Raw genomic sequence first — 25749 nt, 5'->3', positions numbered from 1 at the left:
TGCTCGACCTATTCGAGCCCCGTCCCCGCGTCAGCAGCCGCGTTCGGTGAGGCTCGAGCGGCAGCCGGCGGCCCTACGCGGCGATCTCGAGCAGGGACATGGCCGGCCGTGGACCGGGCTGTGAGCCTAACTCGAGGACGAACGTGGCAATGATAGCTGCGATAACGACGGTAACCAGAAGCATGAACAGCACTGGTAGGAAAAGCGCGGCGATCGCGGCCTTGCCGGTCGAAATGTCGTGAAACGCCGACAGGGCTTTGATCTGCAGGTAGAGGCCGTACAGTCCGAGCGCGAGGTTCACCAGGGGAACCCACCACAAACAGTACCGAACGACGGTCGGGAACGCGTACGCTTCGAGCGTTTTCGAGACGCCGCGTGCACCGAAGAGGTACGCACACCCGTGGGCGAGCAACGCCTCGATGAGCCCCTGAATCCAGTACACGACGCCGAGTCCGAGAAAGAGCACCAGACCGATCGCCGCATCGGTCGGTGACGTGATGTTCACCGCCGCAGCGAGCACTCCGATCGGCAGCATGACGGCGAGATACGAGAGCAGCATGAACGCGATCGGGTAGGCGATCCCGTGGTTTTCGTTGTACGCCGAGAAGAACGTTCCCGGGTCCTTGATCATGTAGCCGTTCACTCCCGTCCATTCTTTCAGGAGACTCATACAAGCAGGTATGAGTCGGATTATAATAGAGTATCGAAACCAGCTATTCGGAGATTATCAGCCCTCTAACCGACATATTGTGAAGAGAATGTATTTCTGATAGAAATAACTAATACGAGAACTGTGTTCGCTACGAGGGCGATAGGTCCGTCCCGGGCGGTCGCTTCGAGTGGTTCGATCGGCAGTCTCCAGTCCGAGATCCGTCAATCGAGACGGACGCCGAAATCCGAACGCCGCCGGGCTCGAGTCAGTCGTCGCTCGGCGCGGCCGCACCGCCTTCGCTGCTGACGCCCGTCCCCGGCCCGAGCTCGATCCCGAGCTCATCGAGTTTCTCATCGGGAACGACGCCGTCGACCCAGCCACGGTGGTCGTAATACTCGTCTTTCATCTCGTCGAGTTCGCAGTACTCGCCCTCGCTGGCACCCTGGCCACGGATACCGTCCTCGAGGAAGCGCGCTGGCAGCGAGTCGTCGCTCCCGTCGAAGCCGTTCAGGTTGTTGTAGTACCGCTCTAAGTTGTAGATCCGTTCGCCGGCCTCGAGCAGTTCGTCCTCGGTGACATCGCGGCCGGTCATGCCGTTGTACTGCAGGACGTACTCCTCGATGCCTTCGGCGAAGGCGTTGAACTTGCAGATGTCGAACGAGTCGCTGATGGCGTGGAGGTCCTGGAACTGGGCGGTGAGCTCCCCTTTCCCCTCGTACTCGTAGGGGTCGACCTTCTCGGGAACGCCGAGGATTTCGGCGGCGGGCGTGTAGCCCCGCAGGTGGCAGGCCCCGCGGTTCGAGGTGGCGTAGCCGATTCCCATCCCCTTCATACAGCGCGGGTCGTAGGCGGCGATGGTCTGGCCCTTGACTGCCAGCGAATTCTCGTGGGCGTCCTTGCGGTCGGCAACCCGGCGGGGGCCCTCGGCCAGCAGGTCCGCGAACTCGTCCTCGCGGCGGGCGATCCGCTCGATCATGTCGATCATGGTCTCGGTGTCGCCCCACTCTAACTCGCCGACGCCCTCGAGTTTCCCCTCGTCGGTCATTTCCATGGCCATCGCCATCATGTTCCCCGCATCGATGGTGTCGACGCCCATGTCGTTACAGCGCTCGAGCATGAGCGCGATCTTGTCGCGGTCGGTGTGACCGGAGTTCGGGCCGAGCGCGTACGCCGACTCGTACTCGTAGGACTCGGTCCGGACGTTCATCTCCTCGCCTTTGTGCATCGCGGTCACCTCGACTTCCTTCTTGCAAGCGACCGGACAGGAGTGACAGGTCGGCTCGTCGACGAGGATGTTCTCGCGGACGTTCTCGCCGGAGACGCGTTCGGCGTCGATGTCGACGCCCTCCGCATCGCGCATGCTTTCGGTCGAGGTATACTGGCCGTTCTTCGTCGGGAGGCCGTCCATCTCCTCGCCGATGTTCATCAGGACGTTCGTCCCGTACATCGAGAGGCCGCCCTCGTTGGGCGCGGTCACCTCCGACTCCTGGATCGCCTGCATCGCCTGCTGGTGACCCTCTTTGAACGTCTCCGGATCGGCCGGCTTGGGCATCTTCGTGGTCGATTTGACGACGACCGCCTTGAGGTTCTTCGACCCCATCACGCAGCCGGTGCCGCCCCGTCCAGAGGCCCGGTCGTCCTCGTTCATGATACAGGCGTACTTGACGCCGTTCTCGCCGGCGGGTCCGATCGCCATCAGCGAGAGGTTCTTGCCGTACGACCCTTCGAGTTCCTCCTCGAGTCGGTCCCGCGTCTCGTGGACACCCGCACCCCAGAGATGGGAAGCGTCCCGCAGTTCGACCGTCCCGTCCTCGACGTAGGCGTAGACCGGTTCGTCGGCCTCGCCCTCGAAGCACAGCCCGTCGAAGCCGGCCCACTTGAGCCGGGCCCCCGACCAGCCGCCGTGGTGACTGTCGGTGACGGTCCCGGTCAGCGGTGACTTCGTGCAGACGGCGATCCGACCGCTCATCGTCACCTGCGTGCCCGACAGCGGTCCGTTCATAAAGGCCAACAGGTTGTCGGGGCCGAGCGGATCGACCGCCGGTCCCTGGTCGAAGACGTACTTTACCCCGAGCCCCCGCGCACCGATATACTTCGCTGCGTCCTCGTCGTCGATCGACTCGCACGCGATCTCCTCGTCCGAGAGATCGATGCGGGCGACCCTGTCCTGAAATCCGCCGAGTTCTGTCATAGTAACCGTTCGTTCTTGTATACGGTCGCCATCGTGTTAGTCGTTCCCAGCCATCTGTAACCGGAACCGGTTACGTGATCGATGGCGGTGTCGCGGTGCTCATCGCTCGACGGAACCGACGGCCGGGTCTCGGTTTCGCTCGGCGCTGAAACGATTACAACAACAGTGCGACCACCGCAAGGATGATGAAGATCAGCACGAAGATGCGCGCGATCTCCATCGAGATCCCGGCAACGCCGCGGGCACCGACGGCGGCGGCGACGATTGCGAGGACGAAGAAGATGATCGCCCAGTACAGGAACCCACCGCCCCCCATCTGCAGCGGAGTTGCGAACGCGAACATACCACCGCCTCCCACGACGAGCCATATAAACCTCGGCGACCGTCCCCGAGCGTTTTCGATGCTACGGCGCGGTTACAGGTCTCGAGCCGTGACAGTCACTGTGGGGGACGGCTACGCGTCCCCGAAGAAGGCTCGACACAGTTTCGCCTCGGCCGTCCGCAGGTGTTCGTGGAAGGTCGGCCGAGAGACGCCCATCGACTGGGCCAGTTCCTCGCCGGTCGTCGGCCGAGGCCACTCGAAGTAGCCGCCGAGATACGCCCGCTGGAGCGCACCGAACTGACGATCGGTCAGCGCCTCCTCGAGACGGGCGGCGAACTCCTGGCGGGTCTCGCCGTCGGGTTCGCGCTGCTGGAACGAGCGAACGTCGGTGCCGTCGTAGCGGTCCTCGACGGCCTCGACGACCGAACGCACGTTCGACGAGCGCGGAATCTCGAGCGTGACGCGTGCGCGACCGGCCTCGGCTTCGATGGCCTTCGTGCGGACGCCGCGCTCGGAGAGCCAGCCGACGAGGTCTTCTCCGCCGGTCACCTCCACGAGACACTCCTCGTCGCGCTCGACGACGATGCGACAGTCGGCGTCGGCCAGTTCGTCGGCAGCGGCGGTGATCTCGTCGGCACTCGCACCGGTAACGGTAAACAACGATGCCGTCTCGTCGTCCGTTCGGTGCACCGACCGGCTGTACTCGAGCCGGCAGTCCGCCGCCGCTGAGAGGGCGACCGGCGCGAGGGTGCGATCGGTCACCTCGAGTTCGACGGCGACGACGGCATCGGTCGCGAGCACGCGGCTCGTCTCGCGGGCGTTGACGCCGCTGGCGACTGCGCGGGCGAGCGCGGAGAGGATCACCGTTTCGCGGTCGTCGATCGCTCGCGGCGTCCGTATCGTCACTACGCCGTACTCGATCCCGTTGTACGACAGCGGAAACGCGGCGCGCGTCAGTCCGTCGACGGTCTCGACGGCCGGGTCGGTCGTCGCGAGCGCCTCGGCGGCGGGGTGGCCGGTATCGGTTGCGACGGTCCCGCCGTCGGGTCCGTCGCCGACGCTCGAGCGGACTTCGATCGTCCCGGTCGCGGGGTTGCGCTCGCCGATCCAGACCCCATCGTAGGCGTCCTCCGCGGCGATCCGCGCACAGACCTCGCGCTCGAGTTCCGAGCGGTCGGTCGAGCCCGCGACGACGGCGGTGACGTCCTGAATGAGCCCCTCGACGCGATCGAGGATGTACTGGAGTTCCTCGGTCTGTCGCTCGAGCGCGAGTTCGGCCTCCTTGCGCGCGGTAATATCGTTCTGGAAGCCGACGTAGTTGGTCACGCGGCCGTCCTCGTCCCGAACGGGGGCGATCGTGACCTCGTTCCAGAACTCGGTACCGTCCTTGCGGTAGTTCTTGAGTTCGACGGTGACGGGCCGATCCTCGTCGATGGCCGCCGCCATGTCGGCGATCGCCGCCTCGTCTGAGTCCTCGCCCTGGAGGAACCGACAGTTCCGGCCGACGACCTCGTCGAATTCGTAGCCGGTCATCTCCTCGTAGGCCTCGTTGACGTACACCAGCGGGTTGTCCTCGCGGTCCGGGTCGGAGATCGTGATCCCGACGGGGGCCTCCTCGAGCGCGCGGTCTTTCACCAGTCGATCGCTCGCGCCCGAGCGGGAGTCACCCACGCTCTCGGCAGTGGCGTCGGCACCCGTCCCGTCGCGCTCGAACGTAAGCGTCGCGCCGCTCGTCCCGCGGTGGATACGGACGCGCTCTCGATGGTCCGCCAGGTCGACTTGCCGAGCGGTACCGACGGTCGTCTCGTCGATCACCGTTGCGAGGTGGGTCCAACGCGTGCCGAGCGCGGTCGCCGCTTCGCGGTCGGCGTCGCCGAGTTCGAACGCGTCGCGAGCGGCCTCGTTCGCGTACGTGATCGTTCCCTCGGTAACTGCGATGACCGGATCGACCACGTGCTCGAGGGCGCGGGCCGCCGCCGCGGCGTCGTCGACGGGGCTACCGCGCTCCGTGTCGACATCGTCCATATGCTCCCTACGGATGGCTGCCTAAGAACCGTTGTGATCGGTCGGCGGTCGAGCCGGGAACCCGACGGAACAGTGTTATATGGCACCACGCCATACAATAACACATGTCAGTGCACCGGTCACCGTTCGAGCGGCTCCGCGAGAAGTTCGACGAGTCGGAACTCCGCTGTCCGGCCTGCGGCTACGTCGACACGGAGGGTGGGTGGCGCGTCACCACCTCGGGCGGACGGGTCCGCTATCAGTTCGTCTGTCCCACCTGCGACGCCGTCGAGACGCGAGAGCTCCGACTCGGGTAACGGACGTGCCGGGGACCGGTCGACGGCGACGAGCGTCCAGTCTCGTCCGGACCCGCCCCGACGAGCGCAGGGCGCGACGGTCGATGCCGTTTCATCACGAAAATCGACACTTTGCATCTCGAGGGGACGGTAACGGATCGATGCGGAATCGACCGATGCCCATCCCGTGTCCGGTCGGCCGTACGACAGGAGACGGCGCGATACCGACGGACGGTCCCGTGCGGTTCCCGGCGGGCGTGACAGGCGAACGGGGGTCGACGGGGTCGGCCGTCACCGCTCGGTCCCGTGCGCGAAACATCGGTTTTCCCGTCGGTAATTCCGTAACAGTCTGCCCGTTTTAGCCCCGCGACGATCCTACCCCGGCGCGCATGGTTTCACGATCGCAGCACATCGGCGTCGCGTTCGTCGCGCTGCTGGTTCTGCTCTCGGGGGGTCCCGCCCTCGTCGGTGGAGCGACCACGGACACAGCCGCGACCGACGCCGGAGACATGAGCGACACGAGCGCAACGCTCGAGAACGTACAGGTCAGCACGCTCGAACTCGAAAACATAACCGTCGAAAACGCAACGATCGAAGAACTCAGCGTCCAACAGCTGGACATCCAGGACAGCGAGCAACTCGAGGAATTAAACGAGTCGGCCGGCAATCAGTCCGCGGCCAACGAGTCCGCACCCACCGGCGTCACGATCTCGAACGTCTCCCTCGATTCGCTCGCGCTCGAGAACGTCTCGATCGACGACCTCGAGACGGACGGTGACATCGGCGGTGCCAACGAGAGCGAGGGCGACAACGAAAGCGCTGCCGCGGCCGGCAACGAATCCGCGGACGGCATCGAACAGATGCTCAGCGAAGACGCCGATACCGTGGCGATCCAGAACATGACGATCGAGTCGATGAACGCCGATCAGTTGACGATCGAGGACCTCACCGTCGAGGACGGCAACGGGGGACTTCTCTCGGGCATCTCCGATTTCATCGGCGGCCTGTTCGGCGGTGACGGCGATGACGGTGGCGAGAACGAAAGCACCGCCAGCGAGAACGAAAGCACTGCCAGCGAGAACGAAAGCACCGCCGACGAGAACGCAAGCACCGAGATGGTCGAGTCGCTGACCGTCGAGGAGTTCGACGTCGGTGAGATCACGTTCGAATCGATGACCATCGGCACGCTCGAGCAGGTCGACGACGGGGGGACGGCCCAAGAAGCGAACGAGACGGCCGACAACGAGTCAGACGCGAGTAACCAGCTGGGCGGAATATTCAACCAGACGGACGACAACGAGTCAGAGGACGGTAACCAAACGGACGGAATATTCAACGAGACGGCCGACAACGAGACGACCGACAACGAGACGGCCGACAACGAGACGACCGAGACTGCTGTAGACGATACCGACATGACCGAGGGCGAGACGATTTCGTCGCTCTCCGCGAGTTCGATGACGGTCGAAAACAGCAGCGCGAGTACGGTTTCGGTCGGTGAAACCGAGGGCCTCCAAGCGGCACTCGAGCAGCAAGGCGACGACAACGCGTCGGTAAACGAAACGGGCAATGAAAGCATGAACGAAACGGGCAACGAAAGCGACGACAGCATGCTCGGCTGATCGAACCGGGTCGATCGCGCGACCCAGTGGCGGTCGGCGGTGTCGAACGCCGGACTCCGTTCGCTATGCCGTCCCGTCTCCGTCGTCGAACAGCCGATAGTACGAGAGGGCAAGCACCGTCCGGCCGTCACGGATCTCGCCGTTGGCCACCGCATCGGTCAGGGCAGCGAACGACCGCGTCCGCACGCGAATGCTCTCGTTGTGGTCGAGTCGCTGGTCGGCGGTCGGTCGGCAGCCGTGAGCCACGAAGACGTGCAAGACGGCGTCCGCGATCCCGTTGGCCGGTTCGACGGTGACGAGCGGTTCCAGCGTCTCGGCCTCGTGGCCGGTTTCCTCGGCGAGTTCCCGGCGCGCTGCCGCCTCGAGATCGTCGTCATCCGGTTCGGTGCCGCCGACGGGGAGTCCGTGGCTGATCCGTGAGACGGCCTGTCGCCACTCGTCGATGCAGACGACGTCGCCGTCGGGGGTAAACGGCAAGATGCAGACGCTAGCCGGCTCCGAGAGGTAGTCGAACTCGCCGTCGGCACCGTCGGGATACCGAACGGACTCGTTAACGACATCGAACCCCGGACAGGAGTAGGCTACCCGTCGCTCGCGCGTCTCCCAGGCGAGTGGATCGGTTGGCATATCCGCCAGTACGGCGGTGCCCGTCAAAAACGCCGCGTCACGCGGGCGGACTCGACGGGAGCGACGACGATCCGACTCCCCCCTCGAGTCGCTGGCCCAGCGGGATCCTACGCGGTGCGTTCCGAGTGGCGAGCGGCACGTACCAGCTCTATAACAAAGCCACGGAGCCGTGACCGTCGTCATTCAGAGGGTGATCCATGGACCAGCTAACTGGCTTCCAGCGTGATTTGTTGTACGTGATCGCAGGGAAAGACCGACCGTCGGGGCAGGAGATTCTCGACGACATCAATAGCTACATCGAGCAGCCGGTCACGCACGGCCGGCTGTATCCGAACCTCGATACGCTCGTCGAAACGGATCTCGTCGAAAAAGGCGAACTCGACCGGCGGACGAACTACTACGCGCTGACGCCGAAAGGCAGACGCGCGTTGCAGCGCCGTCAGGAGTGGGTCGACCAATACGTCGACGTGTAGCTCCTGACCGTGTTCTTTCGATGGCGAGACCTCACAGCGCCTCGCTTCGCGACAGGGTGGCGGACTCAGTCGCCATCAGCGAGCGTCGTCGAGATCGACGACCGTCTCCAGATCCGCAGTGAGCCAGGCATTCAATTTCTCGTCGGTGGAGCCGTTACGGGGAACGAGCGTACAGCGATCGTTTCCGGACTGATAGCGGACGACGATCGCGTCGAACAGCATCGGCCCCGCGGGATCGGTTTCGTCGGTCTCGGCCGCGTACTCGTGGGCAGTTCCCTCATCGGCGTGGGTCGGGCCATCCATGATAATCCAGGCGACCGTCGTCGCCACCGTCCAATAGGTCCAGACGGTACAAAACGGCTACTAGTTTCGGTATAGAGCGCTCGGGTCCGCTCGGTATCCCTGCGAAACGCGGCCGCGATCGTCGGGACCGATGCCGATCGGAGTGATATCGACACGGGAGTCTAAACGGTTCATCACGCCGTGGCGGTTAGACATCCGCGAAGCTGACGCCCTCGAGATCCGCCTCGAGAGCGGCGACGTGATCGTTGAAGTCGGCGACGAAGGCGGAAACGTCGTCGGCCAGTCGGCGCACTTCCGGAGCCGCCGGCGGGCCGTACTGCGAGAGCAGGTAGACGCCGTCGGAGCCGCCGACACGAAGATAGGACGCGCGGTCTTCCTCCCACTTCAGTTCCCAGCGGGTGCCCGATATCGTCGTCGCATAGGTCCCGTACGTACCGTCGTATCGGTGCAGTTGGCTCGCCATCGCGTCGCAAACGTCGCGAACCCGGTCGACGATCCGGTCCCGCTCGGCCACCAGCTCCGCCGTCGATTCGACGGCGGGGAACTCGTCGGCGACATCCGTCAGTAGCCCGTCAAACGAGCGAACGTACTCGTTGTAAGCTTCGACGAACGCGCTGTAGTCGGCCATCGCCCGCTCGAGGGGCTCGGGTTCGGGCGGGTGCTTGCTCGAGACGACGTAGATATCCGCGCCGGATTGCGGGTCGAAGCGGAGGTACTGGACATCGCCGGCCTCGTACTTGAGCGTCCAACTGCCGGCGTCGGTGGTGAACGTTTCCTGGCCGTAGTCCCCGCCCTGTAAGACGGCGAGCTCCCGCGCGATCTCGCCGGCGTGTGTCCGAACACGGGCCGCTAGTTCGTCCCGCCGTTCGGCGATCGCGTCCGTCTCCTCGACATCCGCCTCGAGTCCCTCGGTCATTACTCGAGGAAGGCAGCGAGGACCGGTAACGGTTACGTCCCGTCTCGACGAACCGAACCCGAGCGCGGACGTTATTCGCTTTCGTTGCTTTCGTTAGACTCGTTCATCGCCGTCTCGTTGGACTCGTTCGTCTCGTTCATCCCCGTTTCATTGGTTTCGTTCATGCCGGTCTCGTTAGACTCGTTCATCTCCGTCTCATTGGTTTCGTTCATGCCGGTCTCGTTAGACTCGTTCATCCCCGTCTCATTGGTTTCGTTCGTCTCGTTTTCGTCTCCGCCGTCTCCTGGTCCGCCACAGCCGGCGATGAGCGCGGTCGAGGCGGCTGCGCCCGTTAGTTTCAGCACTCGTCGACGGGTCGACGGCTGACGATCAGTCATACGGAGGGAGTCAGCATCGAGGTGCATAAGCCGTCAGCCGACACTTGCGTGGTCTCTGTCGGCCGCAGCCGCACCCACCCTCGTCCGCGCGATCGACCCAGTGACCTCGAGACCGATCAGGGTCGGTGGGTGTCGGCAGCAAACACAAGACCAGGGGTGGCAAAGTGACACGGTGGATATGGCCTCGATACCCGATGATTGCCACGATTTGTTCGAGAAGAAGACGTTCGCACACGTCGCGACGTTGACGGCGGAGGGACTCCCGCACGTCACGCCGGTATGGATCGACTACGACGAGGCCGACGACCGACTGCTGATCAACACCGAGCGGGGCCGGCAGAAGGAGCGCAACGTCCGGAACAACCCCGGTGTCGGCGTCAGCATGACCGACCCGGACGATCCCTATCGCTTCCTCTCGGTGATCGGCGAAGTTGAAGCCGTCACCACCGACGGCGCTCGCGACCATATCGACGAACTCGCCCGTCGTTATCAGGGCGTCGACGAGTATCAGCCCACGATCCAAACCGAGCGCGTGATTCTTCGAATCCGGCCGGATCGGGTTCTATAACGCGTCCCGAGGGAATCAGTGTCAGCCGACAGTTCCTGAGAGTCCCCGTCCGGGAGCGACCGACGACCGAACGATCCGGGGTCGTCATCTCGAACCGCAGTAGCAGTCAGTCCCACGTCCATAAATCAAAATACGCGATACGAAACCGACTCGAGGAGTACGAGTTGCTCTCGGAGAAACAGGAGGCACACCGCGGCGCACACCCCGGAACCGAACCGACGATACCGGGTCTCGTAACGGTCGCCGAGAGCGTCGCTTCTCGCCCTGACACGTGGATCGAGACTGCGTTGGCGTTTGCGAACGTCTCCGACGAATGCGCGCGCTGATCGAGTTCCGCTCGCGCGCCAGACCACGGCTTGGTTCGGGGACGGACGGAAGGATTCTTGAGCGGAGCTACTCATGGGGTGGTATGTCCGAGGCAGGTGCGGTCGCGCGGGTCGCAGGCGTCGATTCGGCGACGGATCGTGATGGAGAGTGACCGACGGAACGGGGTCCGACGTCGATCGACGAACCATCCTAGGCGCGCTCGCCAGTGCCGGCGGGGCTGCACTCGCCGGCTGTTCGGCGTTCGAACGGGAGGCCGACGGCCGGACGCGTCCGGTCGATGACGAGACGGCGCGGGCGCTGGCGACGCGGTTCGCGCCGACGCTATACTTCGACAGCCGCGAACCGTGGTTTCCGACTGATCCGCGGCCGTACACCAGCGAACGGGACGGCGAGACGGTCGTCAGCGGCTTCGACGCCGTCGACGGCTATCACGAACGCGACGGCGACGGGAGCCCGCCGAACCCGACCGTCTTCTATCACGCCGTCGAGTACGAGTCGTCGCCGCTGGCCGTCGTCCAGTTCTGGTGTTACTCGGCGTTCGACCAGTTCACGACCAACTTCCACTGGCACGACTGGGAAGTGTTGCACGTCTTCGTCGACACGGAGACAGACGAACCCCAGCTGTACGTGGCCAGCTCCCACTCGCGGACGGTGCCGAACAACGAGTACCTGGACCCGGACCCCGACATGGTCCCGCGCATTCTCTCGGAACTCGGCTCGCACTCGAGCGCACTCTCGGTCAACGAGGCGGCCGATCGCTTCCAGCGGGTCGCCGTCGGCGACCTGCTCGCGGACATCACGAACGCGGCCATCGAAGGCATCGAAGACCTCGCCGACGTGCCACTGGCGTACGGTCTGCCCCGCGACGAGGGCTCGCGACTCCCCTATCTCGTCCCGGAGTACGAGGGCGAGCCGATATACGACCACGAACGACTGCCGTCGGTCACGCGCGAGTCGCTGATCGACGACGAACTGACAGTACGGTCGTTCGATGCGTTGACATCGCCGCCGACGGAGCTCCCGTCGCGGGAAACGGGGCTCGTCTTCGGCCACCGCGAGCGGACGGATGCGGCCGATGCCGACATCGAGTACGACCTCGTCCCGAGTGGCGATCTCGAGCACATCGCGGACTTCACCGGCCCACAGCTGAGTTTCGAGTTTCGCGTCCCGGCAGCGGTCGAGGACGCCGTCGCCGGCCACCTCACGGCGACGGGAACGCCGTGGAGCCAGCCCCGGTACGACAACCCAGCGGCGGACATCTCCGTCCCGAACCATCGAACGGCGCTGGCCGAGCGCTACGACGCGATCGGCGAAGCAGCGCCGATCAACACCGTCGTCAGCCGCGTCACCGACGTGATCGCGAGCGACGACGCGCCGGCGAACGAGGGGCTGACCACGACCGAGATCGATCTCGAGGCGGTCGTCCTGCTCGAGAGCGAGCCCGAAGCGGTCCCGACGTTCGATGGCATCGCCGTCGCGCGGGATGTCCCCGCTGGCGACCACCGGTTGACCGTCAACGGTGCGGGACGGGCACCACACAGCGAGCGCGTCACCGTTTCGGACGACGGGGCTCCGACGGCGGCGGGCGTCGACGGCGAGATTCCGATGGTGACCCGCGATCGGGCGACGAAGTTGGTAGTCGGCGACGAGAGCGGAACGAGCGATCTCTCGCGGGTGGCCGTCGAGGACGACTTCGCCGGGCGGCTCTACGAGTCGTCCGTCGACGGACGCGACGCCGTTTACGTCGACCGCGGTGGGGCCTATACGACCGAGGTGCGGGACGCGGACGACGCAGTCGGTGCCTACCGGGTCAACCCGGACCCCGACGCCGAATCGGCGGTCCGCATCGAGCGTCCGGAGACCGGCAAAGCGTCCCTCGCGGCGTTCGTCGCCGAAGTCGCCGAGGAGACGAGAGCCGAAATCGCGGCCGTCGGCGACGATGACGACAGCGATGGCGATGCCGACGATGATGGGACGGAACACGAGGGAAGCGGCGCATCGAACGCCATCACCGGGCTCGAGCGCTCCCTCGCGGCCGTCGGCGACGCCGCTCGGCGAGCCGCCGAGCGGGCGCGCGCCAACGAACGCGGAACCACCGATAGGCAACTCGAGACCGTCCTCGAACGCCTCCAACGGGCGGAGGAACGACTCGCCGAGGCACGGACGGACGTTCCGGCCTCGCTCTCGAACGCGGCGGGGAAGCGACTCGAGCAGGCCAGTCGACGCACCGAGCAGGCGCGGCGGGCCGAGAAACTCTCCGGCGGTCAGTGACGCGAATGGCCCTCGAGTACGGTCGCGCTCGAGACGCGAGGAACGGACCGCTTCGGGAGTGAGGCCGGCCGTCGGTACGTCCGACCCGAGAGGCTTTTAGCCTGGGTACTGTTAACATAGTAGTGCGAGTGGGGCCATCGCTGTGACACGATCGGACGGAGACAAGACGAAGACGGCCGGTATCTGTGACTCCTGCAGCGAACTCTTTACAGTGTGGGCGTGTCAGGACGGAACGGTACGGCCGGTTAGTCCCCACAACGCCTGTTCGTGCGACGACCCGTCGTATCGGGTCGTCAAGGGAAACGAGGTCTTCGACGACGATGACGAGGCCGCCGGAGCGAACGAGGAGAAGTACTCGGACGTGTGATCGGGTCGACGAGCGGATCGCTCATCAGGACCCACGAGAGAAGACCGGGGCGGCGACCTGTTCGGGGCCGTGGCAAGGGGAATGCTACTGCGGAAGTCGCGAGGGAGGCGACCGGTGAAGACGGCCGTCCATGGACGGCCGTGATCGGCGGGCTTATGAGAGGTCAATCAGCCCCGGACGGAACCACACATTCGCGGACAGTCGATCTATGATGGGGCGAACCAACACCACGACGGAGAGCACCAGGGCCGCGCCGTACGAGAAGAAATGGCCAACATAGACCCCGCCTTCGGATGGGACGAGGAGTGTATAGATGGCCAACAGAACGGTCCCGAGAGTCACGACTGCGACGCCGCCGGCTACCACGGAACCGATGCCGACCGTGTCGGCCACAACCGCCAGCAGCGTCGTACCCGCGAGAGCGAGCGGAACGAGGAAGAACAGGGACCAGATCAGCGCGTCCCGTATCGTTTCGTTCCGGGTCAGAACGCCGGGAGCCCCGTTGGAAACCAGAATGATACCTGCGGACCCGAGTACGAACACTGCCAGTGCTAATTCCGCACGGCGAACGGTGGTAGTAGTGACGATTGACGAGCCCATGTTGACCGGAATCTCTTTACGGACCGATTTTATCGTTTGGGAAGTTAGACTAGCAGTTACGCCTCGATGGATGTGATGAAAAACGACAACGAAGACGACGAGAACGTGAGTTCGTTGACCTCACCGTAGGTGTCGTACGTTGTCACATGCAACGACGGCTCGGTCGGGTCCCACCACGAATTTTCGTCTTGCTCGTACCCGACGGCGGTCTCCGAGTGACCGACGAGCTCCGGGATCCAGTCCGGCACATCGACGTTCCCCGATTCCGCCGACGCCGTCGACGCTTTGTTGCCCCAGTAACTCACGATACACGGTCGTTCCGAGTCGATCTCGTCCATGATCTCCGATCGTCGGCCGTGGTACGTGTTGTGCGCAGTGTACGACGAATCGTAGTTCTCGATGCCGTCAGGAATGTTCCACGGCTTGGTCCGTCCTTCGTCATCGGTGTCCATCTCATCGGCCAACTCATCCATGAGATCACACTCGATTCCGGTGGCGTTTTCGTGATACCCGATGACCATCGACCCGGCGACGGGCGAGCAGCCGATCCAGTCGGTACTACACACGTCTCCGTCCCAGTTCGGGACGCCGCTGATACGTCCGCTCGAGGAGGCGCTGTACGAGAGCGTCTCGTTGCGTTGCCGGGACTGGCGAATACCCTGCCACTGTGCCTCGGCCTGCGTCGTCTCCATCTTCGAGGGCTCGTAGGTTGGAACGTCATCGACAGTAGTGGCAACGCCGCTGTACAGATCGACGAATACCGGTTGGCGTTGACGGTCCGACTGCAGTTCGAGGCCGAACATCATGGGGTGCCTGTAGACGAATCGGGACGCGTCGGCGTCCGAGCGCCTGGCACCATCCCCGGCGATGGTCATCTCGGCCGCGCGATGCTGTGGAGCCGTTCCGGTCCCACAGCGAATCACCGGTGGAAGCCACGGTTGCGCACCGATCGCGATGTGGCCGACCGCCGTCCCGTCGGTCTCGATCGGGAACACCCACGCGGCCGGAACATACTCTCGGGCTCCGTTACGAGTGACGGCGGCGGAGAACAGTTCCGGTTGTGCAAGGCCGTTCGGATCGAACTCCTCGAAGTGTTCCTGTCGGCTCTTGTATTCGACTCTCGCCTTCGCGACCGCTCGTGCGAGGCGCTCGGGGATCGCTTCGGACTCGCCCCGTTGGGTCGACTCCGCCGTAGTGGTGCCCGACAGCGTGACTGCCGCGACCGAAGTCGCGCCTACCGCACCGAGTCCTTTCAGAACTGACCGTCGGTCCCTGCTCGAGAGTGTCGTTTCTTTGTTCGACATTGCATCAACAACGCCCCACGAATTGGAATTTAAGTCTTTACACTAAAATAACAAGTCACCGGAATCCAATGGGACACCGTCGCGCTGACAGCGACGGCGAGCAGCACCCGTCGTCCGTATCGCGGGTATCCGGACGACCCGCACGGATCACGGCTGAACGGTCGGACCGGGTCCTGCTCGACATCGTCGCCGCCAGCGGAGCGAACGCGTGCCGGCGTGAATTACGAATACGCGAGACGAGCGAAGCGACTCTCGCGTGTTCTCGTTCGGGTCGCCCACGGGAACGCGGGTCCGACCCGACATCCCGAAGCCGTGGGCTGGTGGAACGAACGTGGGGAAAAGTGGGCCGGCGCGAATTCGAATCGCGGTTACGGCCACCCGAAGGCCGAAGGATACCAAGCTACCCCACCGGCCCGCATTCTGAGAGTACGCGTCCGATCGTTTAACGCTTCCGGATCGGTCCTCGAACCGCCCGACGGGGCTCCGGTCCCTCGAGCGGGTCCTCGCCGAAATCGACCTCAAAACCGCTCGTACCCGTCCGTATCCAGGAAGTGGTGTGCGACGGTGATCGCCTGATCGGCGTGCAGGAGTTCGGGGCCCAGTCGAAGCCGGCGATCGGCAACGGTCTCGAGCAGCCCCGCTTCCTCGGCGGTAAAGTCGTGATGATCCGACAGCACGAAAATCCCGTCCTCGAGCGCGTCCGCACCTACGTCCACGACCGCCTCGCCGTCCTCGTGAAGGTGGACGACCGGGCCGTCGGCGGCGATTTCCTCGAGCGTGCCCTCGAAGCCGCGGCGGTAGACCTCGATCCCCGGACTGGGCTCCGCGGGGAGTGCGCCGATGGCCTCGTCGCGGTGCTCGAGGGCCGTCCGGACCAGCGCGGCGGTGCTGCGCTCGTCGGGGTTGAGCCGCCGGAGATCGCTCCCGTCGAAGGTAACGGTGAGTTCGTCCTGTGCGACCAGGTGAACGCGGACGGCCTCACGGATGCCGTGAGAGGTGACGAACGCGGCGGTGATCGACCGGCAGAGCGCGTCGAGACGACCGGCTCCGCCCGCGAGGTCGTCCAGCGAGAAGTCGGGCTCCGTGGGGATGTCGTGACCGATGAGTACGAACTGTCGCATAGGGGCCCAAGGCCCACGGGGGGAATAGCTGCCACGGTTCGCCTCGATCGCCCCCGATAGATTCGGAGATATGGGGTTGTGAAAATATCGGCAATATCTATCCTCGTGTGAGAATAAGTTGCATTTTATGACCTGCTCGAACGGCGAGACGGTGCTCGCGGACGGCGGCCCCCGAGTCAGCGTGACGTACGACGAGCCGGCGGCGATCATTCCGACGGTGGTGGACGCGATCGCCGCCGTCGACGACCGGTCGATGGACGACCGGCCGACACTCTTCGACCGGGTCGAGCCCGAGGCGATGGTTGCCCTGTTCGAACACGCCGCGGCGACCGAGCGCGACATCGTTCTCGAGTTCGCGATCGACGAGCATACGGTCGTTATCACGAGCGAGGGGACCATTTCGGTCTATCGAGGCTCGCCAGGTCTCGAGCGGTCGCTCGAGTAGGACGTGCCAGCCGACGGCGGGACGAGAAGCATTACGCGCTCGACCGTCGCCCGGGTCGCCCGCCGAGCAGTCGGAGACCGGGCAACCCGTCGTGATACCAGACGAGGACGGCGATAGCGAAGAGGCCGAACTGGACCCACTCGTAGGGTCCCAGCGCGTAGTAGTGGAGAATGGCGTCGAGGATACCGGCGACCGGCGCTTCGGGGGGCTGTTCGAGGACCGGCCACAGGAGGTAGGCGGCGTGGGCGAACTCCCCCGAGAGGGCCGCCGGCGGAACGTCCGCCAGGAGGTGCGAGCCGTAGCCGACGAGGAACGCGACGCCGACCGCGCGACCCTCGAGTCGATCCGTGACGAGGAGGACGGCCGGAACGAGGAGGGCGACGACGAACAGCGAGTGTGCGAGGGTCCGGCCGCCGGGCAGGATGCCGAAGTTCCACGCGAGCGGTTTGTCGATCAGGTCCGGCGTCTGCGAGCCGACGGCGAGAGCGATCGCTGGGACGGCACGCGGCGGCCGCCCGAATCGACGGTGGCTACCGACGGTGTACAACAGGTAGGCGACGGCGAGGTGTCCCCAAGGCCACATCCCGCGGCCGTACACCGGTGATCGACATAGACGCTTCGACTCGTCTCGTCTCGCGACGCTGCATAGGCATGGCCAACCGTTTCCCCGATATCCGGTGTGTAGTCGCTGTATGGCGAAATCAGAGTCCGCGGACGCCGGCGGCCGGCAGCGGCTGCTCGCGCTCCTCGAGGGACGAGCCTGTCACCACTGTTCCGACGGCGAACTCGAGCGAGGTCGGTACAAGGACAACAGGGCGATAGTCTGTGATAGCTGCGGAGCGCCGCGGGTACAGGTCTGGTCTCCCTCGCTCGACTGAGTGCCCGCGGTCAGTCGGCCGACGCCGAGACCCGTCGTACGGCTCCCGCCGCTCGTCGGGACGGAACCGACGCTACCGCTCGAGCGCGCCGATCCAGCGATCGTCGCCGCGGACCGCACACCAGTCACGGTGTGCGTCGTAACACCGCGGGTCCATTGCTTTGCCGCAGCGACACCAGTGCTGTGTGTCGCCGGGAACCGATCGGCGGCAGAGCGGACACCGGGTTTTCATGTGCAATGGTACCACTACACACTATTTAGCCCTTTGTTATGCGTCAGTGACCCGTCCCGAATCGGGAGGGACTGCCGACTCGAGTGGTCTCGGCGTATGACGGGTCGAGAATCGAGGGACACGCGCCCGGGGGCTCACCGGGATCGCGACCCCGAATAGTCGTGGCCGACGACGAGGGCGAGCGCGTGGATCGATACGAGGCCAACGAACAGGGAGAGGTGAATCACCGAGTCGATCCCGGCGACGATGACGGGGAGATAGACGAGGGGCAACAGGGTACCGAGCCAGAAGGCCGCGGCCGTGACGGTATGGCTCAGGTGCATCGTCCGCCTACTGCATCGACTCGAGGGCGACGAACGAGTCGTCGTACGCCGCGATCCAGGCGGTCGTCAGTTCCTCCTCGCTGGCCTCATGGGGGAAGAGTGCACACTCGTCGGGAGCGTCGTCGTTCTCGACGATAACGTGATCGAACTCGGCAGTCGGTTCTTCGCCGTCTAGCGTGTGGAAGTCGGCATCGGTCATGGTGTCTCGGGCGACTGATACTCGCGCCGACGGGTGCTACCGGAGTCGGTCCTATTGTTATCGAGATGCTAACGGCGTGCATTCGGACGAGAGCATTCGCGATCCATTCGATTCAACCGGTTCGATCGCTCGAAGAAGAACTCGACGGGCGCTGACGTGTACGGGTTCGCTACGGCGCGAACCGGGTCGCTCGACGGATCCCAGCCGACGTACTACACTCTTTCGGACGACGTAACGACACGTTTCGAACGATCGCAGCCGGCTCGAGCGCCGGCCGAAACCCGCGCACCCGCTACCGCGAGACCGACGGACGAGCGCCGAGCGTGAGGGTTCTGGTGATCGTCTCGTCGTCCCGCCGGAACCGAACCGAGAGCGTGTCGCCGGGGCTGGTCTCGAGCGCGAGGTGCGTCGAGAGCGCGTGGCGATCGGGGATCGGTTCGCCGTCCATCGCAAGGATGACGTCGCCACCGACGGGGATCGATTCGCCGCGTCGCTCGACGGTGCGCCGTGACGGCTCGAGGATACCCTCGGCGGCCGAGCCGTCGACGATGGCGGTGACGAGAGCGCCGGTCGCCTCGGGGAGGTCGTTCGCCTCGGCGACGAGTCGGTCGACGGTCCTGAGCTCGGTCCCCAGATACGAATGATCGTACGACCCGGACTCGATGAGCGCGGGGACGACGCGCTCCGCGAGCCGTGCCGAGACGGCGAAGCCGATATTCTCTCCGCCACCGGCGTTAATCACGCCGATAACGTCCCCCTCGAGATCGACGAGCGGCCCGCCGCTGTTGCCGGGATTGACCGCGGCATCGGTCTGAACGACACTCGGGAACGAGAACGACCGGTCGGGGAACTGGAGCGTTCGGTCGACGCCACTGACGACGCCTGCGGACAGCGATCCCTCGAGCCCGTAGGGGTTGCCGACCGCAGCGACCTGTTGGCCGACGACGGGGTGGTGCTCGCTCAGGGACAGCGGTGGTACTTCGCTCGGAACGTGATCGACCTCGAGGACGGCCAGATCGCTGTGGTAGTCGCGGCCGACGCGCCGGTCCCTCGCGCTCCCGGTGAAGGGAAAACGTGTTACCCGCGGCCCCCCGATGCTCGAGACATGATCACGGAAGACGCCCGCGCGTTGCTGGCGACCGGAGCCGTCTGTGACTCCTGTCTGGGGCGGCCCTTCGCCGAGCGGAGTTTCGGGCTGACCAACGCCGAGCGGGGCCGGGCGCTACGGACGACAGTCGCACTCGCCGACGACGATGACTTCGAATCCACCGAGCCCGCGGACTGCTGGGTCTGTGAGGGGTACTGCGGCACGTTCGACGCCGTCGCCGAGACGATCGTCGACGCGCTCGAGGGGACCGCGTTCGCCACCTACCAGGTCGGTACCCGCGTCCCGCCGCTGGTCGAGGAGAACGAACGCCTGCTTCGGGAGGATGCCGGCCTCGAGCCCGACGTCGGCGAGTCGATGAAACGCGAACTCAACCGCGAAGTCGGCCGGCGCGTCGGCGCGACGACCGATACCGAGGTCGACTTCGACCGGCCCGACGTCCTCGCCGTCGTCGATCTCGCGGGGTTCGACCCGCTCGAGGCTCTCGGATCGGAATCCGTCACGGGTCACGCGGTCGACGTCCAGATCAATCCCGCGTTCGTCTACGGCCGCTACCGCAAACTCGAGCGGGACATTCCCCAGACGGAGTGGCCCTGCCGGGAGTGTGGCGGCAGTGGAAGCCAGCTCGGCGACGACGGCGAAGAGCCCTGTGACTACTGCGGCGGCTCGGGCTACATGTACGATACCAGTGTCGAGCAGGTCGTCCGTCCCCATGTCGTCGACGCCATGGACGGCGACGAGGGCACGTTCCACGGGGCGGGCCGGGAGGACGTCGACGCCCGCATGCTCGAGGGCGGGCGGCCGTTCGTCCTCGAAGTGAAACGCCCCCGGTTTCGCGATCCCGATCCCGAGGCGCTCGAGCGCGAGATCAACGACGCCGCCGAGGGCGCGGTCGAGGTCGACGGGCTTCGACTGGCGACCTACGAGATGGTCGAGCGCGTCAAGGAACACGATGCGAGCAAGCACTACCGGGCCGCCGTCGAGTTCGGGGACGCCGTCGACGAGGCTGCTTTCGAGACCGCGCTCGACGAACTCGAGGGGATCACTGTCGAGCAGTACACGCCCGAACGGGTCGATCACCGGCGCGCGGGCCTGACACGCGAACGTACCGTCTACGGGATCGACGGCGACCTGCGATCGCCGACCGAGGCCGAGGTGCGACTCCACGGCGAAGGGGGCCTCTACGTGAAGGAACTCATCAGCAGCGACAACGGCCGGACCGAGCCCAGTCTGGCGGGGCTCCTCGAGACCGAGGCCGAAGTGACCGCGCTCGACGTGACCGGCGTCGAGGGAGAGGACGAGCCGTTCGAACTGGATGCGTACTTCCGAGACGAGCCGAGCGAACGCTGACGAAGGCGCGTTCTCCGCGGTTCACGCCAACCGCTCGGTCTCGGCGTTCGACTGGGCGGACATCGAAGCGATCGCCGACGACGACTCACAGTCGACGGCGAGACGTGCGACCACGCGGCTGAGAGCTCCGCGTGCGGCCACCCGGCCGAGTCACAACCGTTTTGGCTTCGCCCTTCGAGCGGACGGGTATGCCCTTCGGCGTCGACGAAGCGGGAAAAGGCCCGGCCCTAGGGTCGATGTTCGCCGCGGCCGTCCACCTCGAGGACCCGGCCGCCCTTCCCGACGGGATCAGGGACTCGAAACGGCTCACGCCCGACCGGCGCGAGGACCTGGCGGCGAGCCTCCGCACCGACGATCGAATCGCGATCGGCGTCGCCGAGATCACGCCCGCCCGGATCGACGGGCCGGGGACCGACATGAACTCGCTTGCGGTCGAAGCGCACGCGACCGCGATCGACGACGCGATCGGGAGCTTCGAGTCGGCTGCAGCCGCAGGCGATCGTCCATCGGGGCTCTGCGACGCCTGCGACACCGACGCCGACCGGTTCGCCAGGCGCGTCGCCGACGCCTGCTCGCTCGAGGTCGACGTCGACGCCCGTCACGGTGCCGATGACGACGCACCGCTGGTCGGCGCGGCCAGCATCATCGCCAAGGTCGACCGCGACGCACACATCGCTGCGCTGGCCGATGAGTACGGCCCGATCGGCAGCGGCTATCCCGGCGATGCGACCACCCGCGAGTTCCTCGCGTCATACGTCGACGAACACGGCTCCCTCCCGCCGTTCGCACGGGAATCGTGGTCGACCTGCGAGGACGCGCTCGCCGCGGCCGAACAGACCGGGCTCGAGCAGTTTTAGTGCCGGTTCGGTCCGACCCGTAGCGCTCAAGACGATCGCCGACCTGTAGCAGACCAGTGGGACGAGAGTTGGCTGTCGCGCTGTTCGTCGATCCGTTCGCCGTGATGAACGCGATCGGGCTCGTCGCGTTCGCACTGGTCGGGGCGACCAAGGCGATCCGCGAGGAGTTCGACCTGTTCGGCGTCGCCGTCGTCGGGCTCGTTACCGCGTTCGCCGGCGGAGCGACGCGGGACATCCTGGTCAATCGGGTACCGTTGGCGCTCCAGTCGCCGATCGAGATCGCCCTCGGCGTGTTCGGCGTCGCTCTGGCGATCGGGGTGAGCGTCGCCCTCGAGTCGGCCGACGACCATCCGATCACGCTGTTTTCCGACGCCGTCGGACTCGCCGCGTTTACGACGACCGGGGCCATCGTCGCGACCGGCGTCGGCGTCTCGGGCTTTGGCGTCGTCACGATCGCGACGATCAACGCGGTCGGCGGCGGGGCGTTCGCGGACATCCTGCTGGACCGGTCGCCGTTCATTCTGCTCGAGGACTTCTATGCGAGTTGCGCGGTGCTCGGCGGCGGGACGTACTGGATCATCACCCTGCTGGGCGGCTCCGGCAGCGTCGCCGCGGCGATCTGCGCGGCGGTAACGGTCGGAACGCGTATGGCCGCCGTCACCTACGGCTGGACGCTCCCGACGGCGCAGGTGCTCCGGACGAGCGCGTGAGCGACGAACGCGGGTCCATCCGGCGGGCAGCCGGTCAGTTCGCACGCCAGATCGCATAGCCGTAACAGCCGAGTCCGAGAAGCACCAGCAGCGACGAGAGGCCGTCGACGACGGCCGACTGCGTGAGGACGGCACCGACGGTCAACACGCCGCCCGCGACGAGACAGCCCGCGGCCGCGGTCAGCGCTGCCCACGGTGCCGACCGCTGCCCGTACAGCATCGCCCCCACGGCGATCGCGACGATCCCGAAGCCGAGTTGCGTGACGGTCGCCGCCAGCGGATCGTTCGTAATCGTCGCGTAGGCGAACACGGCGAAGTATCCCAGAATGAGGCCGGTAACCGCTCGAGAGCGGGTCGTCGGTCCGGCAGTCAGCTCCATGCGTCATCAACCCACTCCCGACCCTTAGCAGTTGTTACGGAGCAGTGGGTCGTGTTTAGTTTGTAGCAGCCTGCCAGACAGCGAAGGCTCGGAGCCACGATTCTGCAGTTGATGGCCTGACATGGCTGCAACAGTTCGAGATCTTATTCCGTTTCAGAACTTCCGTTTTCGGTCCGCAAGAAGTCGATAAATCCTTTGACTCCCCACCTCAAGTGGCCAACTCCTCCGCGAACTCGATGCAGTGTGTCTCGTGCAGGTCGGCGTATTCCTCCCACGCCTCGTAGTAGTGCATATCGAGGTCGTACTCGTCGAGCGGAATCCCGATATCGTGCTTTCGGCGGACGATTTCGCACCCGTTCTGTTTCAACGTGAGGAAGTACAGGTTGTGTCGTCGAACGGTCAGCAGCCGCTTTGATTCGACGATATAAGGGTCGACCCACTCACGCCATTCGTACTCTTCGGTGTGCGTTTTCGGGGTTTCAAACTCGGCCCCTGCCGCCTCGAGATAGGTCTGTGCCATCGTGATCCCCGTCGGTGATTCGCGTTCGGAAGCGAGTGTCGCAGGATCAGGTTCGACATCAGGCTTCCGGCAACGTCCGTCGCCGATCCGTCCCACGAAACGTGATCGACCGCTTCGGGGACTCGCTCGATCTCGAGGTCCTTGTAGATCGCGAGTTCACTCCCGTTCTCCTGTTCTTCCTGTTGCATCTCGGCGAAGAACTGGAGTAACCAGATCGCGATGACCCGGCTCGTCGGGTCCATCGGTTCTAAGTCTTCTTCCAACTGAGCGGGGCTGATTTCCCGATCGAGCTCGTCAGCCGTTCCCGATACGCCCGGCGTATAGAGAACACGCACGTCTCCGTCCGGGAGCGAGTAGTCCATCACCTTGACATCGGCCGTCGGGTCGCGGAGTTCGTCCTCGAACGCATCCGGATCCGTACTGACATCCTCGCGCGAATAGTTGATATCGACCGGATGGTGCTGCTGGACAACTCGAGTCGGCATCTGGTTGAGTAACTACTACACGGAGGAACGGATATATCCGTTGACCTTAGCGTTCCGTGGTGTCCGCGAAGTCGATCCTCAAGGACAGCGGTAAGTACAGGGAAGATCAACCTCAGTCAGTGTAGAACGAGACCAGTCGGTCCAGAGAAGTGGTTCCAAAATCAGAGTATGTTGAAATACTGCAACGATGCAATAACTGCAATTGCTAAAAGCAGTATCAAAAGCTGTATCTTTGGATCAACGTCCTTGCGAATTCGAAAGCCCCAATCCATGTCTTCTAACAGTTAAATCAGTATAATCCAACTATATGAAGCTTGGCCAGATATCATACCGCAAGGTAGTCACGTACTTACTGCGAGTACCGTGTCCGCGAAGCCGGTCTTCGAGGACGATTCGCCCCGAGATCGGGGTCGAATGCCGTACTGATATCCCCATTCTTCATGGTTTGTTGGGCTAAAACTGAGTATCGAGGACACCGATGAGACTGAAGCCCTACCCGCAACGCGAAGGGAAGCGCGTGTGGTTGAGTGAAGACGAACTGCAGGCCGTGATCGACGAGGCGGAGGACAACCGCCAGATGATCGCGTTCCTGCTCGCCGGTCGATGTGGACTCCGCCGCTGCGAGATCGTCCAGATAACACCCGCCGATGTCGTTGAGATACCGACTGGGACGCACCTGCGCGTCTGGGAGGACGTCGCGAAACAGGAACACTACCGCGAACCGCCGGTCCCCGACCAACTGGCGACATACATCGACGCACACACCGACGCCGCCGGGATCGCACCGGACGAACCGATTGTCGACGTGACCGCCAAGACGGTCTACCGCTGGGTGCAGCGAGCTGCCGAACGACTCCACGCCGAGAGCGGCGATCGCGGCTGGTCGTTCCTCGATGTCCACGACCTGCGGCGGACCTGGGGGACGAACCTGCTCGAACAGGGCGTCCTACCATCGGTCGTGATGGATTGGGGCGGTTGGGAGGACTGGGAAACGTTCCGTCGGCACTACCTTGGAGAGTTCTCACCAGAAGCGATTCGCCGGGAACGTGGAAAAGTCAGCTATCTTGATGAAAGAGAAACTATTCAGTCAGAATCAACCCATCATGGCATACGAGATGCAGAAATTGGGAGATAAAGAACTTATATGAAGTAAGTTTAAATTACAATTTATCGTCTTAGATTAGTACCAATAGTCTCTCTCAATACTAGTGGTAGATTTTAAGTATGGATGGTTGATAAATACAGATGCATGAAATCAGGTGTCATAGGTGTTGTCAGCAGTGATTTTTCGGATATTGAGCCATTTGAAGGAACTGTATCATTAGAGGGTTTTGAATTAACAAAATGCATAGAAATAACTGACCGAGTAGAGCTTCCTGATGGTAGCACTGCAATATCCGGTCGAGCAGCAGAAGAAGTGATTACGGAAGGAGAGGATGTACAAATTCGAGATGGTTCAATAGGAACGTATTCAACTCGTGAAAAAGATCTAAATTATACTGAATTTCTAGCTCTACCTGGTGAAATAGTAATAGTAAAGAGTAGCGCTGGGACCTTTGCTTTTGACCTAATCGGTAGCCAAACTGGTACTGTTGTTGAGCGAGCAAAGTTTGATTTGGAGTCGTTTGTTGATCATCATCAGGGAGATAATTTTTGGCAAATGGGGTTCTACGGGACCGGTGGGAATGCAGATAAAGGTGTAGTCTATGGAGATAATGTGCAAAAGGACGGCGAGGTGGGTGGTGTTTTAGAAAGTTCTAAAATAAACCAGATAGGTCTCGAGCATCTTTATGAGACCGAACCAATTAAGATTACAGTTACTGAAAGCGGCTACGTGAACGTATATGACCCTTCGAATTATGAATCTGAAGAATTTTTACGGTACTTTAAAGATGAGCTTCTGTCCTACGTTCAGAGGCCTTGACT

At 63.9% G+C, this 25749-nt stretch carries 31 protein-coding genes, 1 tRNA gene and 2 pseudogenes; 14 read left to right on the top strand and 20 right to left on the bottom strand.

What is annotated here, in order from left to right:
* Positions 1 to 73: 73 nt before the first annotated feature.
* The 4 genes from FGF80_RS13715 to FGF80_RS13700 form a co-directional block, all read right to left on the bottom strand.
* The gene (locus FGF80_RS13715) at positions 74 to 670 is read right to left on the bottom strand and encodes a YIP1 family protein (protein ID WP_006187116.1); all 597 of its coding nucleotides are present in this window, start codon (positions 668 to 670) and stop codon (positions 74 to 76) included.
* A 247-nt stretch (positions 671 to 917) separates the two neighbouring features.
* Positions 918 to 2843 carry an aldehyde ferredoxin oxidoreductase family protein gene (locus FGF80_RS13710; RefSeq protein WP_138654633.1) on the bottom strand — a complete coding sequence of 642 codons (1926 nt, stop codon included), beginning with the start codon at positions 2841 to 2843 and terminating at the stop codon, positions 918 to 920.
* A 154-nt stretch (positions 2844 to 2997) separates the two neighbouring features.
* A complete protein-coding gene (locus tag FGF80_RS13705; protein WP_006187118.1) occupies positions 2998 to 3186 on the bottom strand; it encodes a DUF1328 family protein in 189 nt (62 codons plus the stop codon).
* A gap of 111 nt (positions 3187 to 3297) precedes the next feature.
* The gene (locus FGF80_RS13700) at positions 3298 to 5190 is read right to left on the bottom strand and encodes a bacterio-opsin activator domain-containing protein (RefSeq protein WP_138654631.1); all 1893 of its coding nucleotides are present in this window, start codon (positions 5188 to 5190) and stop codon (positions 3298 to 3300) included.
* 104 nt (positions 5191 to 5294) lie between these two features.
* Between FGF80_RS13700 and FGF80_RS13695 the strand changes: the two genes are divergently transcribed.
* Both FGF80_RS13695 and FGF80_RS13690 read left to right on the top strand, forming a co-directional pair.
* The gene (locus tag FGF80_RS13695) at positions 5295 to 5486 is read left to right on the top strand and encodes an HVO_0649 family zinc finger protein (protein ID WP_006187120.1); all 192 of its coding nucleotides are present in this window, start codon (positions 5295 to 5297) and stop codon (positions 5484 to 5486) included.
* A gap of 368 nt (positions 5487 to 5854) precedes the next feature.
* Positions 5855 to 7087 carry a hypothetical protein gene (locus FGF80_RS13690; protein ID WP_138654629.1) on the top strand — a complete coding sequence of 411 codons (1233 nt, stop codon included), beginning with the start codon at positions 5855 to 5857 and terminating at the stop codon, positions 7085 to 7087.
* A gap of 63 nt (positions 7088 to 7150) precedes the next feature.
* Here the strand turns inward: FGF80_RS13690 and FGF80_RS13685 are convergent, their stop codons facing one another.
* Positions 7151 to 7714, bottom strand: coding sequence for an NUDIX hydrolase (locus tag FGF80_RS13685; protein WP_138654627.1), 564 nt, complete (start codon positions 7712 to 7714; stop codon positions 7151 to 7153).
* A gap of 197 nt (positions 7715 to 7911) precedes the next feature.
* On the opposite strand from FGF80_RS13685, the gene FGF80_RS13680 reads away from it, so the two are divergent.
* A complete protein-coding gene (locus FGF80_RS13680) occupies positions 7912 to 8187 on the top strand; it encodes a PadR family transcriptional regulator (RefSeq protein ID WP_006187123.1) in 276 nt (91 codons plus the stop codon).
* Between the two features lie 75 nt (positions 8188 to 8262).
* Here FGF80_RS13680 and FGF80_RS13675 read toward each other — a convergent pair whose 3' ends face one another.
* The 3 genes from FGF80_RS13675 to FGF80_RS13665 form a co-directional block, all read right to left on the bottom strand.
* Positions 8263 to 8517, bottom strand: coding sequence for a DUF7511 domain-containing protein (locus FGF80_RS13675; protein WP_007107924.1), 255 nt, complete (start codon positions 8515 to 8517; stop codon positions 8263 to 8265).
* A gap of 160 nt (positions 8518 to 8677) precedes the next feature.
* On the bottom strand, positions 8678 to 9406 hold the full coding sequence (locus FGF80_RS13670) for a hypothetical protein (protein WP_138654625.1): 729 nt from the start codon (positions 9404 to 9406) through the stop codon (positions 8678 to 8680).
* A gap of 71 nt (positions 9407 to 9477) precedes the next feature.
* Positions 9478 to 9783, bottom strand: coding sequence for a hypothetical protein (locus FGF80_RS13665; RefSeq protein WP_138654623.1), 306 nt, complete (start codon positions 9781 to 9783; stop codon positions 9478 to 9480).
* A gap of 178 nt (positions 9784 to 9961) precedes the next feature.
* Here FGF80_RS13665 and FGF80_RS13660 point away from each other — a divergent pair, with 178 nt between their 5' ends.
* From FGF80_RS13660 to FGF80_RS13650, 3 genes are all read left to right on the top strand, one after another.
* Complete coding sequence (locus FGF80_RS13660; protein ID WP_138654621.1) at positions 9962 to 10351, top strand: PPOX class F420-dependent oxidoreductase; 390 nt, start codon at positions 9962 to 9964, stop codon at positions 10349 to 10351.
* A gap of 474 nt (positions 10352 to 10825) precedes the next feature.
* Entirely contained in the window at positions 10826 to 12949 is a 2124-nt protein-coding gene (locus tag FGF80_RS13655; protein ID WP_138654619.1) for a hypothetical protein, read from the top strand.
* A 142-nt stretch (positions 12950 to 13091) separates the two neighbouring features.
* Positions 13092 to 13316, top strand: a complete 225-nt coding sequence (locus FGF80_RS13650) for a hypothetical protein (protein ID WP_006187131.1) — start codon at positions 13092 to 13094, stop codon at positions 13314 to 13316.
* Positions 13317 to 13469: 153 nt separating this feature from the next.
* On the opposite strand, the gene FGF80_RS13645 is transcribed toward FGF80_RS13650, so the two are convergent.
* The 4 genes from FGF80_RS13645 to trmY form a co-directional block, all read right to left on the bottom strand.
* A complete protein-coding gene (locus FGF80_RS13645; RefSeq protein WP_238705296.1) occupies positions 13470 to 13859 on the bottom strand; it encodes a hypothetical protein in 390 nt (129 codons plus the stop codon).
* A 113-nt stretch (positions 13860 to 13972) separates the two neighbouring features.
* Positions 13973 to 15220: a cysteine peptidase family C39 domain-containing protein gene (locus tag FGF80_RS13640; RefSeq protein WP_138654615.1), complete on the bottom strand. Its 1248-nt coding sequence runs from the start codon at positions 15218 to 15220 to the stop codon at positions 13973 to 13975.
* 342 nt (positions 15221 to 15562) lie between these two features.
* Positions 15563 to 15635 (bottom strand) — tRNA-Pro (locus FGF80_RS13635).
* Positions 15636 to 15738: 103 nt separating this feature from the next.
* The gene (gene trmY, locus FGF80_RS13630; RefSeq protein ID WP_006187134.1) at positions 15739 to 16341 is read right to left on the bottom strand and encodes a tRNA (pseudouridine(54)-N(1))-methyltransferase TrmY; all 603 of its coding nucleotides are present in this window, start codon (positions 16339 to 16341) and stop codon (positions 15739 to 15741) included.
* A 127-nt stretch (positions 16342 to 16468) separates the two neighbouring features.
* Between trmY and FGF80_RS13625 the strand changes: the two genes are divergently transcribed.
* The gene (locus FGF80_RS13625; RefSeq protein ID WP_006187135.1) at positions 16469 to 16786 is read left to right on the top strand and encodes a HalOD1 output domain-containing protein; all 318 of its coding nucleotides are present in this window, start codon (positions 16469 to 16471) and stop codon (positions 16784 to 16786) included.
* Between the two features lie 31 nt (positions 16787 to 16817).
* On the opposite strand, the gene FGF80_RS13620 is transcribed toward FGF80_RS13625, so the two are convergent.
* Entirely contained in the window at positions 16818 to 17369 is a 552-nt protein-coding gene (locus FGF80_RS13620; protein WP_138654613.1) for a metal-dependent hydrolase, read from the bottom strand.
* Between the two features lie 109 nt (positions 17370 to 17478).
* Here FGF80_RS13620 and FGF80_RS13615 point away from each other — a divergent pair, with 109 nt between their 5' ends.
* Positions 17479 to 17664 (top strand): HVO_A0556 family zinc finger protein, encoded by a 186-nt coding sequence (locus FGF80_RS13615; protein WP_138654611.1) that lies wholly within the window; start codon positions 17479 to 17481, stop codon positions 17662 to 17664.
* A gap of 72 nt (positions 17665 to 17736) precedes the next feature.
* On the opposite strand, the gene FGF80_RS19270 is transcribed toward FGF80_RS13615, so the two are convergent.
* From FGF80_RS19270 to FGF80_RS13595, 4 genes and pseudogenes are all read right to left on the bottom strand, one after another.
* Positions 17737 to 17895, bottom strand: a complete 159-nt coding sequence (locus FGF80_RS19270) for a hypothetical protein (RefSeq protein WP_161605728.1) — start codon at positions 17893 to 17895, stop codon at positions 17737 to 17739.
* A 134-nt stretch (positions 17896 to 18029) separates the two neighbouring features.
* Positions 18030 to 18218 carry a hypothetical protein gene (locus FGF80_RS13610; protein ID WP_006187138.1) on the bottom strand — a complete coding sequence of 63 codons (189 nt, stop codon included), beginning with the start codon at positions 18216 to 18218 and terminating at the stop codon, positions 18030 to 18032.
* Positions 18219 to 18225: 7 nt separating this feature from the next.
* Positions 18226 to 18417, bottom strand: a complete 192-nt coding sequence (locus FGF80_RS13605; RefSeq protein ID WP_006187139.1) for a DUF7511 domain-containing protein — start codon at positions 18415 to 18417, stop codon at positions 18226 to 18228.
* A 292-nt stretch (positions 18418 to 18709) separates the two neighbouring features.
* Positions 18710 to 19585 (bottom strand): annotated as a pseudogene (locus tag FGF80_RS13595) (S1C family serine protease); the annotation flags it as partial.
* On the opposite strand from FGF80_RS13595, the gene FGF80_RS13590 reads away from it, so the two are divergent.
* The 3 genes from FGF80_RS13590 (at position 19523) to FGF80_RS13580 (ending at position 22439) form a co-directional block, all read left to right on the top strand.
* Positions 19523 to 20872 carry a tRNA pseudouridine(54/55) synthase Pus10 gene (locus tag FGF80_RS13590; RefSeq protein WP_138655539.1) on the top strand — a complete coding sequence of 450 codons (1350 nt, stop codon included), beginning with the start codon at positions 19523 to 19525 and terminating at the stop codon, positions 20870 to 20872. The pseudogene FGF80_RS13595 and the gene FGF80_RS13590 overlap by 63 nt on opposite strands.
* A gap of 188 nt (positions 20873 to 21060) precedes the next feature.
* Positions 21061 to 21729 (top strand): ribonuclease HII, encoded by a 669-nt coding sequence (gene rnhB, locus FGF80_RS13585; RefSeq protein ID WP_138654609.1) that lies wholly within the window; start codon positions 21061 to 21063, stop codon positions 21727 to 21729.
* A gap of 104 nt (positions 21730 to 21833) precedes the next feature.
* Positions 21834 to 22439, top strand: coding sequence for a trimeric intracellular cation channel family protein (locus FGF80_RS13580; RefSeq protein WP_138655538.1), 606 nt, complete (start codon positions 21834 to 21836; stop codon positions 22437 to 22439).
* A gap of 34 nt (positions 22440 to 22473) precedes the next feature.
* On the opposite strand, the gene FGF80_RS13575 is transcribed toward FGF80_RS13580, so the two are convergent.
* The 3 genes and pseudogenes from FGF80_RS13575 to FGF80_RS19645 all read right to left on the bottom strand — a co-directional run bounded on the left by FGF80_RS13575 (position 22474) and on the right by FGF80_RS19645 (position 23338).
* Positions 22474 to 22818, bottom strand: a complete 345-nt coding sequence (locus FGF80_RS13575) for a hypothetical protein (RefSeq protein WP_006187144.1) — start codon at positions 22816 to 22818, stop codon at positions 22474 to 22476.
* A gap of 55 nt (positions 22819 to 22873) precedes the next feature.
* Positions 22874 to 22960: pseudogene (locus FGF80_RS13570) on the bottom strand (IS6 family transposase); the annotation flags it as partial.
* A 66-nt stretch (positions 22961 to 23026) separates the two neighbouring features.
* Positions 23027 to 23338: a hypothetical protein gene (locus tag FGF80_RS19645; protein WP_238705295.1), complete on the bottom strand. Its 312-nt coding sequence runs from the start codon at positions 23336 to 23338 to the stop codon at positions 23027 to 23029.
* A 35-nt stretch (positions 23339 to 23373) separates the two neighbouring features.
* On the opposite strand from FGF80_RS19645, the gene FGF80_RS19640 reads away from it, so the two are divergent.
* The 3 genes from FGF80_RS19640 (at position 23374) to FGF80_RS13555 (ending at position 25747) form a co-directional block, all read left to right on the top strand.
* Positions 23374 to 23547 (top strand): hypothetical protein, encoded by a 174-nt coding sequence (locus tag FGF80_RS19640; RefSeq protein WP_238705294.1) that lies wholly within the window; start codon positions 23374 to 23376, stop codon positions 23545 to 23547.
* Positions 23548 to 24301: 754 nt separating this feature from the next.
* A complete protein-coding gene (locus tag FGF80_RS13560) occupies positions 24302 to 24958 on the top strand; it encodes a tyrosine-type recombinase/integrase (RefSeq protein ID WP_238705293.1) in 657 nt (218 codons plus the stop codon).
* 114 nt (positions 24959 to 25072) lie between these two features.
* Positions 25073 to 25747, top strand: a complete 675-nt coding sequence (locus FGF80_RS13555) for a hypothetical protein (RefSeq protein ID WP_175417037.1) — start codon at positions 25073 to 25075, stop codon at positions 25745 to 25747.
* Positions 25748 to 25749 lie beyond the last annotated feature (2 nt).

Origin of the sequence: Natrinema pallidum, from assembly GCF_005890195.1 — an archaeon.
GTDB classification, from domain to species: Archaea; Halobacteriota; Halobacteria; order Halobacteriales; family Natrialbaceae; genus Natrinema; species Natrinema pallidum.
Note: the sequence above shows the minus strand (reverse complement) of the source record. Positions and strands in the feature narration are given on the sequence as shown.